The sequence below is a fragment of the Agromyces humi genome (assembly GCF_009720255.1).
Taxonomy (GTDB): domain Bacteria; phylum Actinomycetota; class Actinomycetes; order Actinomycetales; family Microbacteriaceae; genus Agromyces; species Agromyces humi.
In genome coordinates, this window is sequence record NZ_WJSP02000006.1 from 25,545 (window position 1) to 42,537 (window position 16,993).

Here is a 16,993-nt window from a genome sequence, read left to right on the forward strand (position 1 = left end):
GCGGTCAGTCGCCCGTGCCAGGGGTGATCTCCACCTTGCGGGGAGAGGGCAGCTCCTTGAACGGCACGGTGACACGCAGCACGCCGTGATTGAAGGTCGCCGTCGCTGCGCCTTCGTCGGCCTGCTCGGGCAGGATGATGCGGCGGTAGTAGCTCGAGCTGCTCTCGCGTACGACGTACTTCTTCGTCGCGTCCTCATCTGCCTCGCGTTCCTGCCGCTGGGCACGAATGACGAGCGCGCCGCCATCGACGTCGACGTCGACGTCGTCCTCGGTGAAGCCGGGGAGGTGGGCCTCGATCGTGAGTTTCGAGTCGTCCTCGGTGTAGATGTCGGTGGTCGGCGCAGCGTGGCGTCCTGTCGCCGTGGACATCTCCGAGAGCAGTCGGTCTCGTAGCGCGGCGAGATCGCTGAACGGGTCGAACCGTGCGAGTGACGTGGCCATGATGGTCTCCTTCCAGATCGATTCCACGGTAGGAACGCCGCTTTCACACGCCCGGGCCGAAGGTCCCGCGCATGCGCGCCGGGTGGCCCGTCGAGATCAATGTGACCTTGGACCTATGCGAGGGGCGGCGACAACGAAATCCTGTCGGCATGTTCACCAAGGTCGTCGCAGGTTGGGACGGGTCGCCCGAGTCGGAGGCGGCAATCGAATGGGCCGCCGAGCACTGCGGCGAGTCCCCGCTGATATTGGTTCATGCCATCGGGGGCAGGTCCACCGGGAGTGAGTACCTCCAGGCGACCGGTGAACGATCAGCGGAGCGGATGAGAATGATGGACGTTGCGGAACGCCTTCGCGCGACGCATCCGGAGCTCCGCGTGGAGACGGAGACGGTGCACGGCTCCGCGCTCGAAGCGCTCGAGGAACGGCTCGGCGCCGACACGCTGGTCGTAGTCGGCGGGCCGAGTCACCGTCGAACGACCAGGTGGACGCTCGGATCGCGCCTGGCCGGCCGTCGCAACGGCGGGCCTGTCGCGGTCATCCCGGCGATGTCGATGTCGGAACGGCGGACGGCGGTGGTCGCCGGGGTCGACGGCTCGCAGGCGTCGCTGATGGCGGTGGACGTCGCCGCCGAGGAAGCCGCACGCCTCGGCGCACCGCTGGAGATCGTGCATGCCTGGCAGGTGCCCGTGCAGTGGGACAACGCCCTTCTGGACTACGGGTCCGACGTCGACACCCTCGAGGAGATCCACCGGGATCTGCTCGACGAGGCGGTCGAGTTCGCGCGGGCGTCGGGGGCGCGGCCGACGGGGCGACTGGAACGGGGCGTGCCGTCGGAGGTGCTTCGCGACATCGGCCGCACGTCGGTGCTGCTCGTCGTCGCAAGCCATGGTGCGGGCGGCTTCACCCGGTTCTTCCTCGGGTCGGTCAGCCACGACCTCTTGGTGGAGCCGCCCGCACCAGTGCTCATCGTCCAGCCATCCGCGTGAGGCACCTGCCCGCGCAGGCGCTGATCACCTCACAGGCTGATCACCTCACAGGCTGATCACCTCACAGGTCGACGCGCTCGAGATGTTCTGGAACCCGCGTCGACCAACCCAGTTCACGTTGAATGCGCGCACGGAGCGTGTCAGCCGCTGCCCGCTCCCCATGCGTGACGTATACCGACTCCGGCGGTTCCTCGACTGCTCGCATCCAGCCGAGCAACCCGTCCGCATCAGCGTGAGCGGACATCATGTCCATCGTGACGATTTCGGCGCGAATCGGCACGTCCTGCCCGAAGATCCGTAGGCTCCGTTGGCCGGCGAGCAGCGAAGAGCCGCGGGTGCCGCCCGCCTGGTAGCCGGTGAGCACGATCGCGTTGTGGCGATCCGGGCCGTACGCGGCGAGGTGGTGGAGAATGCGTCCGCCCGTGAGCATGCCGCTCGCCGAGATGATCACCATGGGGCCGCCGCGGAGGTTGAGGAGCTTGGACTCGTCGACCGAGTGGATCTGCGTCGCCAGCGAGTACATGCGGGCGAGTTCAGTGGCATCGAGACGGTGCTCCTCAGGATGACGGTAGTAGATGGCCGCGACGTCGACGGCCATCGGGCTGTTCAGGAAGATCGGCACGTCCGGCAGCTGACCGCGATCGCGCAGTCGCGAGAGGTGCAGCAGCACCGTCTCCGTGCGTCCCACGGCGAACGCAGGAATGAGTACGACGCCACTACGGCGCGTCACTCGCCGGATGACGTCACCCAGCACCGTCTCCGCATCGGTGGTCGAATGCCGTCGATCGCCGTAGGTCGACTCGGTGACCAGCACCGAGGCCGGCTGGAGCGGCCGGGGCGGCCGCATCAGCGGATCATCCGCACGCCCGAGGTCTCCCGTGAAGTGCGTCGTTCGTCCGCCAGTCGTGATTCTGACGCCCGCTGCGCCGAGGATATGACCGGCCGGCACGAGCGAGACGTCGATGTCGTCGGCGATCCGCCGGGTCTCATCGAAGTCGAGTGCGCGGAACCGGTCGAGCGCACGGACCGCGTCGTCGGCGGTGTAGAGCGGTCGCGGTTCGGAATGCTTGGCCCAACGTCCGGATGCGGCGTGCCGAGCCTCCTCTTCCATGAGGTAGCCGCTGTCGGGAAGGAGCTCGCCGCACAACTCGATCGTCCCCGGGGTCGCATACACCGGGCCGCGGAATCCGTCGCGGACCAGCGCCGGAAGGTACCCGCTGTGGTCCAAGTGCGCATGGCTCAAGACGACGGCGTCGATCCGGCCTGGTTCCACCGGGAACGGTGCGCGGTTCCTCGAACGCAGGACCTTGTAGCCCTGGAAGAGCCCGCAGTCCACGAGGACCCGTGCTGACCCGTTCTCGATGAGGTAGCGCGAGCCGGTGACGGTGTCGGCGGCACCCAGGAATTGCAGACGCGCATTCCGCTGATTCATGTCGGACCTCCCTGATCGTCCACCACGAGGACCAACGACCCGCGCGCGCGGCCGGCGCGGATGTCGTCAATCGCCTGGTCCAGCTGCTCGAAGGGAACCGTGGTCACTGTCGGCGTCAACCTGAGACTCGCGGCAACATCGAGGAGCCTTCGGCCGTCGTCCCGTGTGTTGGCAGTCACCGTTCGCAGGTCGCGCTCCCGGAACAGCGACGCCTCGTACGACATCGACGGAGTATCCGACATCTCGATGCCAGCCAGTACCACTGTGCCGCCGCTGCGAGTTGCGGCGAGCGCGACGGGTACGAGGGCACCGTCCGGGGCGAACACGATGGCGGAGTCGAGCGGGTCCGGCGGGACGCTCGCCTCCTCACCGACGAATCCGGCGCCGAGCTTCCGGGCGAGCTCCCGGTTCTGCGCGCCCCTCGTCATCACCGAGACGCGAGCGCCGAAGGCGATCGCGATCTGTGCCACGAGGTGAGCGCTCGAGCCGAAACCGTAGAGACCAAGACGTCCGCCCGGGGGGAGATTCGCACGGCTGAGGGCTCGGTACCCGATGATCCCGGCGCACAGCAGCGGCGCGGTCGTGATCGGGTCCACGTCGGCGGCAAGGGGATACACGTACGCAGCTGGAGCGACCGTGGTGTCAGCGAATCCGCCGTCGGCGTCCCAGCCGGTGTACTCGGAGTGCGGGCAGAGGTTCTCGGAGCCTGCCCTGCACCAGTCGCACGCGCCGCAGGTGTGACGCAACCATGCGACGCCCACCAGATCACCGATGGAGAGGGCCTCGACGTCGGCGCCGAGCTGCGTCACACGACCGACCACCTGGTGGCCAGGTGTGACGCCGGGGCGGTGCACCGGGATCTCCTGGTCGATGACGTGCAGGTCGGTGCGGCAGATGCCGCAGGCGAGCACGTGGACGAGCACCTCGCCGGCGGCCGGTACGGGCACTGGCGAGGCGACGAGATCGAGCGCTCCCGCGGACACGCCAGTCCTCCACGCACGCATCGTCGTCACGATCCCGCTCTGGTTCCGCGCATCTCGGTCACACCCGTGATCGGAACGACCGCCTCCCGAGGCCCCATCAACGGGCGGGCTGTCGGGTGGTCACAGCCTGTCCGAGCGAACGCCCCCACTCGCGGGCCCGGTCGAGCTCGCCATCCACCAGTGCGTTCTTCGTGGTCACGAGGAAGCACGCCGACTCGGCAACCGGTCGTGAGTGAAGCTGGTGGCGCATGCGTCGTTCGATGCCGGCGGACGCATCGCCCGCGAAGATCCGCGGGATGTCCACCCGCGTGCCGAATGCCGCCCAGGCGGTGGGCGCGGTCGAGAGGGACTCGAGCCACTCCCGCACTCCGGGCTTGAACGCGTCGGGCTCGAGGACGAGATGCTGTTCCGGATCAGCGGCCCATTTCGCCGCATCCTCCCTCGACGACGGCTGAGGCAGCGTGTGCGCATGGGTCGGCGCACCGACCACCACGAGTTCGTGATCCGCCAGTTCGGCACCGGCCGACACCGGCTTCACCTGAACATCCACGAAGTCCGAGAGGCCGTCGCCGATCGCTCGGGCGATCTCGCGGGTGTTCCCGAACATCGATTCGTAGAGCACGATGGCTGTCATCACGTCTCCCTTCCAGAGCCAGCCTCACGTGCCTGCGCCGGCGACGATGGGGCGAAGGTCCCACGCCCTGCAGGTTCACATGTCGGCACGTCGGCGCTCAGCCCGGAGCAGTGTCGACCAGTCGCGCGAGCTCGTCCTGCATGGCAACAGCGAACTCGAACCCCCGCACGTGCTGCGTGTCGAAGTGAACCGCGCAACGAAGACGACCGGCGTACGAGATCGCCGCAACGCCGAGTCGAACGTTGGCGGCCAGGACCGCGACGGGCCAGATGGCGACGATGGGTGCACCGGCGAGCCGCAATGGCGCCGCCGGCCCCGGCACGTTGGTCACGAAGCCGGCGACGACGTGCTGCCGGTGGGCGATACGATTCATGATGCGCGCTCCGAGCGGGCCCCGCATCAGTTCGAGCGTGCCCTGTTCTCGGGCGCGCGACTTCTCGATGTGCGTCTGAGCGCTGATGATTCGGAGGCGGTCACCGGATCCGGCCGCGGCGAGCGGGAGGCGTACCAGCATGACCCCGACCTGGTTGCTCGCCGGGCCGTTCCTCCGCAACGCGACCGGTGACGAAACCGGCAGCGCTGCCGGGACGGCCTCGCCGGCGGCCCGGAGCGCCGCTTCGAAGCCCACTGCGACGGAGGCGAGCAGGGCATCGTTGACGGTCGCAGCCACGGACGCCGCGCGGCGTTCGAGCGCACCCAGATCAGCATCGACGAAGGCCACACCTCGGTGCTGACTTCGCTCGCCGAGCAGCATCGTGGTGGAGACGCCTCGGCCTCCGATCGTGGTCAACACTCGTTGCAGTCCGAACCACACCTTGTGAGGCATCCGCCGCGCATGCCGTTCCGGCCCGGGTCCCCGGCGGTGTCCGGTTGGTTCGGTGGCAGCCATCGCGGATGGGGTCATCGGTTCCTCGGGGTCGAAGAGCTCGTGCACCAACGCCACGGCTGACGTCCCGTCGGCGATCGCGTGGTGGATCCGCAGGATGAAGGCGGCGTCGTACCCGTTCTCGCCCGGAACGAGCAGCAGCTCCCAGAGCGGACGGTGACCGTCGAGCGGAACGGTCATCAACTCGCCACATCGTCGTTCGAGCGTCATCGGCACGGTCTCCGGATCCACGAGCCGCACGTGGTGCGCCAAGTCGGGCAGAGCGTCGGCCCACGCATGCCGCCGGCCGACGCGCACCGCCACGTGGCGGAGCGCGGGCAGTCGTCGGATCCGCGTGGACAGGGCGGAGCGAAGCGTCGCGAGGTCGACGCCTCCGTCGTCCCCGACGAATCCACCAGGCGAGAGCGTGCCGGCCACGAGGAACACGTTGACCTGACCGGGACGATCGAGCACCAGGTTGGCCTCGTCGGCCGGTGCAAGTCGTTGCATGGAGGTGCGCACATGTCGACGGTAACCGGCCCGAACCTCCGCGCAGGACCGAAGGTCCTGTCGTTGGCGCGTGGACTCGTCGGGGGACTTTGGGCCCGAGCGGCGGCGGCAGCGAAGCGCAGAGTGATGGCGTCGAAGGAGGCTGCGATGTCCACGTATCCGCCCGTTGCACCGAGTTCCGGTGCGCCCGTTCCAGCCCAGCCCGCTCCAGCATCCGACCGGTCGTTCATCGCCACGTGGATGTTCGCGTGGTTGCTGGGCTTCTTCGGGGTCGACCGCTTCTACCTGGGCAAGGTCGGTACCGGCATCCTGAAGTTGTTGACGCTTGGGGGTTTCGGCATCTGGTGGCTCATCGACCTCATCCTGACGCTCGCCGGGGTGCAGCGCGACAAGGAAGGTCGCCTGCTGCCCGATTTCGAGCAGCACAGGATGATCGCCTGGATCATCACCGCCGCCGGCTTCGGGCTCTGGCTCTTGACGACCGCGATCTCGCGGGTCTTCGTCTACGTGCCGGAACAGTTCGGCCCGATGATGCCCTGGTGGCAGGGGCAGTGATGAGGTGAGATCAGGTGGTGAGCACCCACCCATGCGATGCCGAGGCACAGCGCCCACCGACCCGGCCCACTCGGCGAAGACGGAGGCGGGGTACCGTCTTCCTCGACGGCGCGTCGGTCACGCCGAAGCGCAGTGACGCCGTCCGGGACGTCAGCGGGGGCGCCGCCGCCTCGCGGTCCAGGCAAGGTAGGCGCTGAGCGCGCCGATGGCGCCGAGCCCGGCGCCGACCATCGTTCCCTCCCATGAGCGCCAGCGGCGTTCGGAGGCCACGAGTCCGCCGATCCCGCTGATCAATGCCGCCCCGACCATGCCGGCAACGAGTCGGTTCCCGATGCGCTCTGCACGCTCTACCAGCGGCTCCAGTTCGGCGGCTCGCAGGTGCACCTGGATGCCGGTCGTGTCTGCCACGTCGACGAGCCGGCGAGCGATGCCCGGGAGATCGAGCGCCAGCTCGCTGAGGTCGATCGAGGCTCTCGCGAAGCGTTTCGCGACGACTGAGGCTCGCAATCGCTCCCAGCCGAGCCGCTCCGCGTAGGGTTCGAGCGCTGCCCCGAGGCGGAAGTCGGGATCGAGCCGCATGGCCAGCGACTCGACGAGCAGGAGCGCCTTGAAGAGGAGGATCATCTCGCGTGGGAGGCGAACCCGGTTACTGCGCAGGATCACGAACAGCTCCGCGATCATCCTGGCGAACGGTGTCTGGGCCACGGATTGCAGGCGGTAGCGCGAGACGAATGTCCGAAGCTGGTCGCGCAGCGTCCTGCGGTCGACCGAGGCGCCGGTGACCGACACCTGGATCAGGGCGGTCGTGAGCATCTCGGCGTCGCCGTTGACCATGGCGATGAAGATGCGGCTGAGGTGATCTCGGAGCTCCTCGTCGATCACGCCCACCATTCCGAAGTCGATGAGGGCGATCGTGCCGTCGGGCTGGATGAAGAGGTTGCCGGGGTGGAGGTCGGCGTGGAAGAAGCGGTCCTCGAAGATCATCTTCAGCACGATGTCCGCGCCTCGTCGGGCCACGAGGTCCCGATTCACGCCGGCCTCATCGAGTGCCGCGCCGTCGGTCACGTTCAATCCGTCGACGCGTGCGAGCGTGAGGACGCGGGAGGTGGTGTGGTCCCAGTAGATGCGAGGAATGACGACGCTCGGGTCGTGTTCGAAGTCGTGGGCGAACCGGTCGGCGTTCCGTCCCTCCTTCAGGTAGTCGAGCTCGCTCCGGATGGTCTCGGCGAACTCCGCGACGAGTCCCACCGCATCGACGTCCCTGGCGAACGCCCACGTACGGCTCGCTCTCGTCGCGAGGTTCTGCAGGATCTCCAGGTCGGTCTGGACCTGGGCCACCGCGCCGGGTCGTCGCACCTTGACGACGACGGGTGTTCCGTCGTCGAGGGTCGCCGTGTGTGCCTGTCCGATCGAGGCGGATGCGAGCGGCCGGTCGTCGAAGGAGGCGAACACCTGTTCGGGCTCGGCGCCGAGCTCGCTGCGGACGACCTGCCGGATCACTTCGACAGGCACCGGTGGTGCGGCATCCTGCAGCTTGGCGAGTTCGGCGATGAACTCGGGAGGAAGCAGGTCCGACCTTGTGGAGAGCACCTGGCCGAGCTTGATGAACGTCGGGCCGAGTTCCTCGAGCGCCGCCCGCAGATGCGCCGCGGAATCGGCATTCGCTGTGGGTGCCGACTCCGCGGTTCCTCGATCGGGAATCACTCGATCGATCCCGATGAGTCCCGCCAGAAGTCCGAGTCCGTGGCGGCGCAAGGCAGAGGCGATCTCGAGGTACCGGCGGGCGTGCGTCTGGTCGGATCGGACCAGCTCCTCCTCGTTCATGGCTCCGACCCTACGCGCGGGGGGTATCGGGACGCACCGGTCGGCACCCGCTGCGCCAGCCGAGCGCGCCGTTCGAGGGCGACTCTGCCGCCTCAGCCGCGAGCAATCGCGCCGAGGGCGTCGGCGATCGAGTCCGCCCAGGCGTCGATCGCGTCCCACTCCCGGAAGTCGCCCTCCGGCAGGATGTCGCGGATGGCCGGCATCCACGCGACGATACGATCCCCGCCGCGGATCTTGTCATGGTGGTATGCGCCGCGGAAGACCTGAGCACCCCTCGGGTGGAGGAGGTCCGCGTAGTCAGCGAACTGCTTGGGCTCCGCCCCCTTCAGGACGTCGTTCCCGTCCTTGTCGACCGTCTCCGTGCCGAGCGGACCGCTGCTGAAGAGCCAAGTCGGGCGAGCCGAGAGCACGCCGGCGTTGCGCTCGACGAACTTCCGGGCATCCTTCCGCCAGTTGAACGCGTACGTCGCTGAGCCGATGACATAGGCGTCGTAGCCGGATGGATCGCGCACGTCGGCGCAGCGCGCGACGTCGATCTCGAGCCCGCGCTTCTGCAGTGTCTCGCCGATGCGCCGGGCGATGCCCTCGGTCGCGCCGTACTTGCTCGCGTAGGCGATGAGCACCTTCATGATGACCTCCTGGTCCGCCGCGGTGCGACTGGTACATCCGGAACGGTACGGCGACGCGGCACGGCGGTGAGTGACGAAGGTCCCGAGCGATGGCGGTGGGAGACGGGACGTTCGAAACTCGGAGGCCGGTGTCGAAGCGGATCACGAACTTGACCGGGCCAAGACCTGGAGGGAAGCGGAAGTGCCCGATCGTCCGGCGGACGCGGGCCCAAGGTCCCTGTTGATCCTCCTGCGCGACGCGGACGATGGATATCCGATCAGTGCGGCGACTGAGACTGAGGAGGAAACATGAAGGCAGCGGTGTATCACGGTCCGGGTTCGCTCACCTGGCAGGAGGTTCCTGCTCCTCGGATCCGGAAGCCCACGGACGCGATCGTCAAGATCGAGACGACGACGATCTGCGGCACGGACCTGCACATCCTCAAGGGTGACGTTCCGACCGTGGAGCCCGGACGCGTCCTCGGTCACGAAGGAGTCGGTGTCGTGACAGAGGTCGGCGACGCCGTGACCGAGATCGCCGTCGGGGATCGCGTCATCGTCTCGTGCATCTCCGCCTGCGGGAAGTGCGGCTACTGCCTCGAGGGCATGTACTCGCACTGCCTCGCCGACGAGGGAGCATCAGGCATCGGCTGGATCCTCGGACATCTCATCGACGGCACCCAGGCCGAATACGTGCGGGTGCCGTTCGCCGAGACCTCGCTGCACAAGGTGCCCGAGGGGGTGGCACCCGAAGAGGCCGCGATGATCAGCGACATCCTGCCCACGGGGCATGAGATCGGCATCAGATACGGCGCGGTCAAGCCGGGCGACGTCGTGGCGGTCATCGGGGCCGGCCCGGTCGGGCTCGCCGCGATGACCACCGCCGCGCTCTATGGACCGAGCCGTGTCATCGCGATCGACATCGACGCCAACCGGGTCGAGCAGGCGAAGCGCTTCGGCGCGAGCGACGGCATCGTCTCGTCGGATCCGGACTGGAAGGAGCAGGTCACCGCCTTCACGGACGGTCTCGGCGTGGATGTCGCCATCGAGGCTGTCGGTGTCCCCGCGACCTGGGACATGTCGCTGGCGATCGTGCGGCCCGGCGGCCACGTCGCCAACGTCGGCGTGCACGGCAAGCCCGTGAGCTTCCCGCTCGAGACGGCATGGATCCAGAACCTCACGATCACCACCGGGCTCGTCAACACGGACACATCGCGCATGCTCGTCAAGCTGCTGGCGCAGCCAAGACTCGACGTGGGCGGATTCATCAGCCACCGCTTCCGCCTCGAGGACATCCTGGATGCCTACGACACCTTCACCCGCGCGGCCGAGACGAAGGCGCTCAAGGTCATCCTCACGGCGTGATTGCGTTGCCTCTTGCAGTTCATTTCCCCGCGATCTCGCCGGGGGCGGGTTCCGCTATCCGGGGCACCGCCGAAGATCTCCGAATGCCGAGAGTTGAAGGACTGGGAACATCGCCCGGGCAACGAAGCCCTGATGATGCCGAGATCGGTCGAGACAACCGCGGTGCGTGGGTGGCGTTCACGTTCATCCAACGTTGATCACCGTGACCTCCGCTGGTTCCCGGACGAGCTTCGGGTGAATCGCCGCGGACGAAGAGGTGGCTGCGCCGTCCATTGCGCTGGGCCAAGGCGCGCGTGTTACGGCATGCGCGTGGTCAACCTGACAGTGACGATGCATCGAGGGTGCCGCGCCGGTCGTCGTCGGTCGTGATGAGTCGCATGAACGTCTCGAGGAGGGGCAGGGTCTCGCGCGACGGATCGAGAAGGGCCTGGATGCGAAGTCCGTCGATCATTGCCATGAGCATGGTGACCTTGTCGTCTGCGGTGAGCTCTTCACCGTCGTGTGCGGTGGTGAGTTGACCGCTCGAGAAGTGCACGCGCATGCGCTCGCGTCGCGCGATGAAGAAATCGTGCGCCGGGTGCTCGGGGTTCGTCGCGGCCACGGTGATCGCCAACCAGTTGCGCTGGTGTTCCGGGTGGGCGAACTCGTCGGCGAGCACGCTGGAGAGCACGCGCTCGGCCGAGACCTTCGACTGCATGATGCGGCGCGCCATCTCCTCGTCGTCGTCGTCGCGCTGCGCGAGGGCGGCGAGGAGGAGATCGTCTTTGCTGGCGAAGTGCCGGAGGAGTGCGGCGTGCGTCAGGTTGGCCCTGGCGGCGATGTCGCGGAGAGATGCACGCTCGTAACCGTGCTCGGCGAAGCTCGCGAGTGCGGCGCGGACGATCTCGGCGCGGCGTGCCGGCGTGCTCGCGTACGGCCCACGGCGGCCCCGGGGCGCGGAGGTCGGCACCGGGGCGTCAAGCCCCACCGCGATCGCCGAGGAGTTCGAACCGTGCATGTCTTCTCCCTGTCGGCGCATTCATCGAGTGTGGCAGACCTGCATCCGAAGCCGACTTGCCAATCGTAACCGCTGTGGTTACTCTTGGCCACAAGGTAACCATTCTGGTTACTTTTGAGGAATCCCTCAGCACGGCCCGCGTACGATCGCGTGGTCGGCTTCAGCGATGAAGGAGTCAATGGTGACGAAGAACGAGCCGGGCGCGGAGCAAGCCGCCGGTCTCGCCGTGTCCGACGCGGATATCGCGCCGGTGGTCGACAGCGCGGTGGCCGAGCCGCAGCAGCGGATGAGCAAGGGCTACATCGTCTGGCTCATGCTCGCGAGCTTCGGGGCATCGATGGCGATGATGGTCCCGCTCTCGTACGGCATCGCGGTGCGGATCACCGAGCTCGCGCCGGGCCACGAAGAGTTCCTCGGCTTCATCACGGGCATCGCACAGGCCGTCTACCTCGTCATCAGCCCACTCGTCGGCATCTGGAGCGACCGCACGCGCTCGCGGTTCGGCCGTCGGAGCCCGTTCATCTACCTCGGCACGGCGATCGGCCTCGCGGGACTCGTCGTCATCGGCCTTGCGCCGAGCCTGCTCGTCGTCGGTGCCGGTTGGGTGCTCGGCATGGTCGGCTGGTCGATCGCCGGTGCGGCCCTGCAGACGATCCAGGCCGACAAGCTGCCCGAGTCGCAACGCGGCAAGGTGTCGGCGCTCACCGGCCTCATGACGCAGATCGCACCGGTGCTCGGCATCGGCGTCGCCTATGCGGTGTCGTCGAACACGTTCCTTGTCTTCGTCGTGCCGGGCGCGATCGGCGCCGTGCTGCTCGCGCTCTTCCCGCTCATCAAGCCGGAGGGCAGCTCGAAGGATCTCGCTCCCTCGACGCAGGTCACCGTCAAGTCGGTCTTCGCGAGCTACGGCTTCAACATCCGCAAGTACCCCGACTTCGCGTGGAACTGGCTCGGTCGTTTCGTCTTCTTCATCGGCCTGTACTTCAACACGACCTTCGGCACGTTCTTCTACGCTCAGCGCCTCGACATGCCGGTGCGAGAGGTCGCCGGCGTGGTCGCCACGGTGGGCATGATCGGCGTGCTCGCAGCCGCCATCGGTGCGATCGCCGGCGGGTTCCTCTCCGACAAGCTCCAGCGTCGTCGCCTGTTCGTGATGATCGCCGCCGTGCTGTTCGTCGTCGGCGCCGTCGTCGAAGCCACCGCGTGGTCGCTTCCGCAGATCGTCGCCGGCGCCGTGCTCATGCAGCTCACGATCGCCGTGTTCGCGACCGTCGACCAGGCGATCGTCTACGCGATCATTCCCGAGCGCGACCAAGCGGGTCGATACATGGCAGTCATCCAGTTCGCCCAGAAGATCCCGAGCGCGGTCGCGCCACTGCTGGCCGGTCTGGTGATCATGCTCGGCGCGACCGGCGGTGAGAAGAACTACACCCTGCTGTACCTGCTCGGTGGCGGGTTCGCCTTCTTCGGCGGCCTCATCATCCTGCTCAAGGTCAAGTCGATCCGCTGACCAGGGCGCCCCCGCCCCGATCTCCCAGCAGCAGCAGCGAAGGAAGCGATCCACCATGCTCACCGCACCCTCCGAACTGGCCGTCGACGCAGGCGGCGACGGCTTCACCGTCACCGGCGCCACGCCGCGGCTCTCGTGGAAGGACCCCGTCGACCGCGACATCCGCACCGCCTATGTGGTCGAAGCCGTGATCGACGATGCTGAGCCGCTCGTCGCCGAGGTGACCGGCCGTCGTCTGGTCGACTGGCCGTTCCAGGCTCTGCGAAGCGGTCAGCACGTGCGGTGGCGCGTTCGCGTCGCGTCCGAGGGAGCGACGGATGCCGCGTGGGCGGCGTTCGCGATGTTCGAGGCGGGTCTCCTCGACGAAGACTGGACCGCGCACTGGATCTCGCCGGTCGAGGCGCCCGTCGGCTCTGACGACGACTCCGGATACGGGCGGCGCGCGGCCCACGTCCTCGCGGGCGGCTTCACGGTCGACGAAGCGGTCGTGACCGCACGGCTCTACACGACTGCGCTTGGTGTCTACACGGCGACCGTGAACGGCGAGCGCGTCGGCACGGTCGAGCTCGCGCCGGGTTCCACGTCGTACGACCGCACGCTCTATGCGCAGGCTGCCGACGTCACGGCCCTCGTCCGCGACGGTGGCAACGCGATCGAGCTTGAGCTCTCCGACGGCTGGTTCCGCGGTCAGGTCGGCGCGTTCCGGCTTCCCGCCGGATGGGGCACGACGCTCGGCGCCCGCATCGAACTGCACCTCCAGTTCGCCGACGGAACTCGGCGGGTGGTGGTCAGCGACGAGACGTGGACGAGTCGCCGCTCGGCGATCACGCGCGCTGACCTCATGGACGGGCAGACACTCGACCTCTCGGCGCCGCGCGCTGCCGAAGCATCCGTACTCGTCGATGTCGTCGACGCACCATCGATCGACTGGTCGCCCGCGCCACCGGTCCGCGTCGTCGACACGCGCACGCCGGTTGAGCTCCGCCGCCTCGCCGACGGCGCGTGGCTCGCCGACTTCGGGCAGAACGCGTCCGGGTGGGTCCGGCTCACCGACCTCGGCGCACCGGGCACCCGCACGGTGCTCGAGTACGGCGAGGCCCTCGGCCGTGACGGCGATCTCGACACATCGCACCTCGACGCCGAGCGGCCCGAGGGGCGCAAGGCGTTCGTGCAGCGTGACGAGGTCGTCGCGGGAGAGCAGGTGGGCCACTTCGAGCCCCGCCACACGGTGCACGGCTTCCGGTACGCGCGGATCACGAGGTCCGACGGCGGCACACTCGCACCGGCATCCCTCGAGTTGCGCATCGTGCAGACCGACCTCCGCCGTACCGGAGCGTTCGCATGCAGCGACGACCACCTGAACCGCCTGCACGAGATCGCCGACTGGAGCTTCCGCGGCAACGCGGTCGACGTGCCCACCGACTGCCCGACCCGCGAGCGACTCGCCTGGACCGGCGACTACCAGGTCTTCGCGCCGATGGCGACGCGCCTCTACGACGTGAACGGGTTCAGCCGCAAGTGGCTCCGCTCGGTGCGCGACGACCAGCTCGACGACGGCCGCATCGCGAACTTCTCGCCCGACGGCCGGCGCATCAAGCACCACCTCGACGACCAGTTCGCCATGATGACCGGTTCGTCGGGCTGGGGCGACGCGATCGTCGCCGTGCCGTGGGAGCTCTACCGGGCGTACGGCGACGAACAGGTGCTCGCAGAGAACGTCGACTCGATGGTGCGCTGGGTCGAGTGGGCGCTCGAGCAGGCGCGCACGACCAGGCACTTCGCCCGCGTGCAGGCCTCCGCTGAGCCCCAGCCGTTCGAGCAGTACCTCTGGGACGGCACGTTCCACTGGGGCGAATGGACCGAGCCCCGGCAGCGCGACGCCGACGGCAATCGCATCGACCCGATCACGCACAACCCGATGGCCTGGTTCATGGCAGACAAGGGTGAGGTCGGCACCGCGTACCTGCATCGGTCGACCGCGACGCTCGCGCGCATCTGCGCGATCCTGGGCCGCGACGAGGATGCCGCCTGCTACGCGGCGAGCGCCGAGCGCATCGCCGACGCCTGGCGGCAGGCGTACCTCCGCCCCGACGGCACGACCACGACCGACACCCAGGCCGCCTACGTCCGCGCTCTCGCGTTCGGCCTCGTGCCCGACGAGCTCCGCGAGGCCGCGGCCGACCGCCTCGTCGCGCTGATCACGGCGGCAGGCACGCACGTCGGTACCGGCTTCCTGGCGACCGGCGACCTGCTCCCCGTGCTCGCAGACCACGGGAGGGCCGATGTCGCGTACGAACTCCTGCAGCAGCGGAGCGCACCGTCGTGGCGGTACATGCTCGACCGCGGCGCGACCACGGTCTGGGAGGACTGGGAGGGCATCGACGAGCACGGCGACGCCCACGAGTCCCTCAACCACTACAGCAAGGGCGCCGCGATGCGGTTCCTGCACACCCACACCCTCGGGCTCCGGCAGGACGCCGACTCGATCGGCTGGGAGCGCGTCGTCATCGAGCCGGTTCCGGGGGGCGGGCTCACGTGGGCACGTGGTTCCCACGACGGCCCGCAGGGCACGATCACGGTCGAGTGGCGGATCGAGGGCGAGCGGATGTCGCTGACCGCCGACATCCCGTCGGGCACGAGCGCCCGCGTCGTCATGCCCGACGGCGCCGAGCACCGGATCCCGGCGGGCCGATTCACGACATCGGCACCAGTGCCCGCGCACGATGCCGCGCCCGCCACGGCGTGACCCCGTCGCCGCGGCATCGGCACGCGGCATCCAGAACCGAGATCACACCCGCCCAACGAACGAGAGGAACGAACCCATGACCACATTCCCCGATGGATTCCTGTGGGGTGCGGCGACCGCCGGCCACCAGATCGAGGGCAACAACGTGAACAGCGACTGGTGGGCGCGCGAGCAGATGATGCCCGGCATGGAGCTCTCCGGCGACGCCGTCGACAGCTACCACCGCTACGCCGAGGACATCCGCCTGCTGGCCGAAGCCGGACTGACGTCGTACCGGTTCAGCCTGGAGTGGTCGCGCATCGAGCCGGTGCGAGGGTACTTCTCGAAGGCCGAACTCGCGCACTACCGACGGGTGATCGACTGCTGCCTCGGGAATGACGTGACCCCGGTCGTGACGCTGCAGCACTTCACCACGCCGCAGTGGTTCGCCGCGCTCGGCGGCTGGGACGGTCCCGAGGCGCAGGAGCTGTTCTGCGCGTACGTCGAGCAGGCCTGCACGATCCTCGACGGCGTCGAGTGGGTCGCGACCATGAACGAGCCGAACATGCAGGCCGCGATCATGACCGCGATGCGCCACCTCGCGGCATCAGGCGGTGAGTGGACCAGTCCAACGGTCGAGGCCGACGGCGACGCCGAGAAGAAGCAGACCCACAGCGAGTTCCTCACCTACGCCGATCCCGAGATCGGGCGCCTGTTCACCCGCATCCACCATGCGGCCCGCGAGATCGTACGCGAGCGCACCGGCGCGAAGGTCGGTTGGACGATCGCGGCCGGCGCGCTGACCGCGGCGCCCGGCGGCCAGGAGAAGCTCCTCCAGATCCGCTACGGCAAGGAGGACGTGTACTGGGAGGGCAGCCGGGGCGACGACTTCGTCGGAGTGCAGGCCTACTCGAGCCAGCAGGTCGACGCGAACGGACTCGTGCCGCACCCGCCCGCCCCCGACAACACGCTCGTCGGGACGTCGTTCCGGCCCGACTCGCTGGCGATGGCGGTGCGCCACGCCTGGGAAGTGAGTGAGCACACCCCGATCGTGATCACCGAGAACGGCATCGCGACGGCTGACGACACCCAGCGCATCCGATACACCGACGAAGCCCTGCGGGGCCTCGCGGGCACGATCGCCGAGGGCATCGACGTGCGCGGCTACCTGCACTGGTCGCTGCTCGACAACTTCGAATGGGGCCACTGGGAGCCGACGTTCGGCCTGATCGCGGTCGACCGCGACACGTTCGTGCGAACCCCGAAGCCGAGCCTCGCCTGGCTCGGGGCGGTCGCCCAGCGCAACGGGCTCGAGTCGGCGGAGGTCGCGGCGTGAGCTTCCCGTTCGCAGACGTCTCGACTCGCTCGCTGACCGACCTGCTCTCGCTCGCCGGCCGTCGCGCCGTCGTCACCGGTGCCGCACAGGGGCTGGGCAAGGCCATCGCGGCGCGTCTGGCCGAAGCCGGTGCCGACCTGCTGCTGATCGACTTGAACGAGGACGCCGCGCGCGCGGCAGCCGGGGAGCTCGCCGACCGGTACGGCGTTCGCGCCGCGAGC

15 protein-coding genes are annotated in these 16,993 nt (G+C 68.5%); 7 read left to right on the forward strand and 8 right to left on the reverse strand.

The genetic code is table 11. The features are described from left to right. Positions 1–4: 4 nt before the first annotated feature. The gene (locus tag GH736_RS01575; RefSeq protein ID WP_159599590.1) at positions 5–442 is read right to left on the reverse strand and encodes an Hsp20/alpha crystallin family protein; all 438 of its coding nucleotides are present in this window, start codon (positions 440–442) and stop codon (positions 5–7) included. 149 nt (positions 443–591) lie between these two features. On the opposite strand from GH736_RS01575, the gene GH736_RS01580 reads away from it, so the two are divergent. After that, positions 592–1,428 carry a universal stress protein gene (locus GH736_RS01580; RefSeq protein WP_159599592.1) on the forward strand — a complete coding sequence of 279 codons (837 nt, stop codon included), beginning with the start codon at positions 592–594 and terminating at the stop codon, positions 1,426–1,428. A 61-nt stretch (positions 1,429–1,489) separates the two neighbouring features. On the opposite strand, the gene GH736_RS01585 is transcribed toward GH736_RS01580, so the two are convergent. The 4 genes from GH736_RS01585 to GH736_RS01600 all read right to left on the reverse strand — a co-directional run bounded on the left by GH736_RS01585 (position 1,490) and on the right by GH736_RS01600 (position 5,864). Next, positions 1,490–2,860 (reverse strand): MBL fold metallo-hydrolase RNA specificity domain-containing protein, encoded by a 1,371-nt coding sequence (locus tag GH736_RS01585; RefSeq protein ID WP_159599594.1) that lies wholly within the window; start codon positions 2,858–2,860, stop codon positions 1,490–1,492. Next, on the reverse strand, positions 2,857–3,864 hold the full coding sequence (locus tag GH736_RS01590; RefSeq protein WP_159599623.1) for a zinc-binding alcohol dehydrogenase family protein: 1,008 nt from the start codon (positions 3,862–3,864) through the stop codon (positions 2,857–2,859). Before GH736_RS01590 ends, GH736_RS01585 begins: the two co-directional genes overlap by 4 nt. Positions 3,865–3,940: 76 nt before the next feature. Beyond that, on the reverse strand, positions 3,941–4,477 hold the full coding sequence (locus tag GH736_RS01595) for a flavodoxin family protein (protein ID WP_159599596.1): 537 nt from the start codon (positions 4,475–4,477) through the stop codon (positions 3,941–3,943). Positions 4,478–4,574: 97 nt separating this feature from the next. Further along, a complete protein-coding gene (locus tag GH736_RS01600) occupies positions 4,575–5,864 on the reverse strand; it encodes a wax ester/triacylglycerol synthase domain-containing protein (protein WP_235933793.1) in 1,290 nt (429 codons plus the stop codon). Between the two features lie 135 nt (positions 5,865–5,999). Here GH736_RS01600 and GH736_RS01605 point away from each other — a divergent pair, with 135 nt between their 5' ends. Then, positions 6,000–6,407, forward strand: a complete 408-nt coding sequence (locus GH736_RS01605; protein ID WP_159599598.1) for a TM2 domain-containing protein — start codon at positions 6,000–6,002, stop codon at positions 6,405–6,407. 150 nt (positions 6,408–6,557) lie between these two features. Here GH736_RS01605 and GH736_RS01610 read toward each other — a convergent pair whose 3' ends face one another. Continuing rightward, positions 6,558–8,231, reverse strand: a complete 1,674-nt coding sequence (locus GH736_RS01610) for an ABC1 kinase family protein (RefSeq protein WP_159599600.1) — start codon at positions 8,229–8,231, stop codon at positions 6,558–6,560. A gap of 92 nt (positions 8,232–8,323) precedes the next feature. Further along, positions 8,324–8,860, reverse strand: a complete 537-nt coding sequence (locus GH736_RS01615; RefSeq protein WP_159599602.1) for a flavodoxin domain-containing protein — start codon at positions 8,858–8,860, stop codon at positions 8,324–8,326. 288 nt (positions 8,861–9,148) lie between these two features. Between GH736_RS01615 and GH736_RS01620 the strand changes: the two genes are divergently transcribed. Beyond that, positions 9,149–10,204, forward strand: a complete 1,056-nt coding sequence (locus GH736_RS01620; protein ID WP_159599604.1) for a zinc-dependent alcohol dehydrogenase family protein — start codon at positions 9,149–9,151, stop codon at positions 10,202–10,204. Between the two features lie 313 nt (positions 10,205–10,517). Here the strand turns inward: GH736_RS01620 and GH736_RS01625 are convergent, their stop codons facing one another. After that, positions 10,518–11,201, reverse strand: a complete 684-nt coding sequence (locus GH736_RS01625) for a TetR/AcrR family transcriptional regulator (protein ID WP_159599606.1) — start codon at positions 11,199–11,201, stop codon at positions 10,518–10,520. A 178-nt stretch (positions 11,202–11,379) separates the two neighbouring features. On the opposite strand from GH736_RS01625, the gene GH736_RS01630 reads away from it, so the two are divergent. From GH736_RS01630 to GH736_RS24415, 4 genes are all read left to right on the forward strand, one after another. Then, positions 11,380–12,711: an MFS transporter gene (locus tag GH736_RS01630; protein WP_407922317.1), complete on the forward strand. Its 1,332-nt coding sequence runs from the start codon at positions 11,380–11,382 to the stop codon at positions 12,709–12,711. A gap of 55 nt (positions 12,712–12,766) precedes the next feature. Further along, positions 12,767–15,457, forward strand: a complete 2,691-nt coding sequence (locus GH736_RS01635) for a family 78 glycoside hydrolase catalytic domain (protein WP_159599610.1) — start codon at positions 12,767–12,769, stop codon at positions 15,455–15,457. 76 nt (positions 15,458–15,533) lie between these two features. Next, entirely contained in the window at positions 15,534–16,772 is a 1,239-nt protein-coding gene (locus tag GH736_RS01640; protein ID WP_159599612.1) for a glycoside hydrolase family 1 protein, read from the forward strand. After that, a partial coding sequence (locus GH736_RS24415) for an SDR family NAD(P)-dependent oxidoreductase (protein WP_203230617.1) occupies positions 16,769–16,993 on the forward strand: 225 nt, incomplete at its 3' end. The genes GH736_RS01640 and GH736_RS24415, both read left to right, overlap by 4 nt.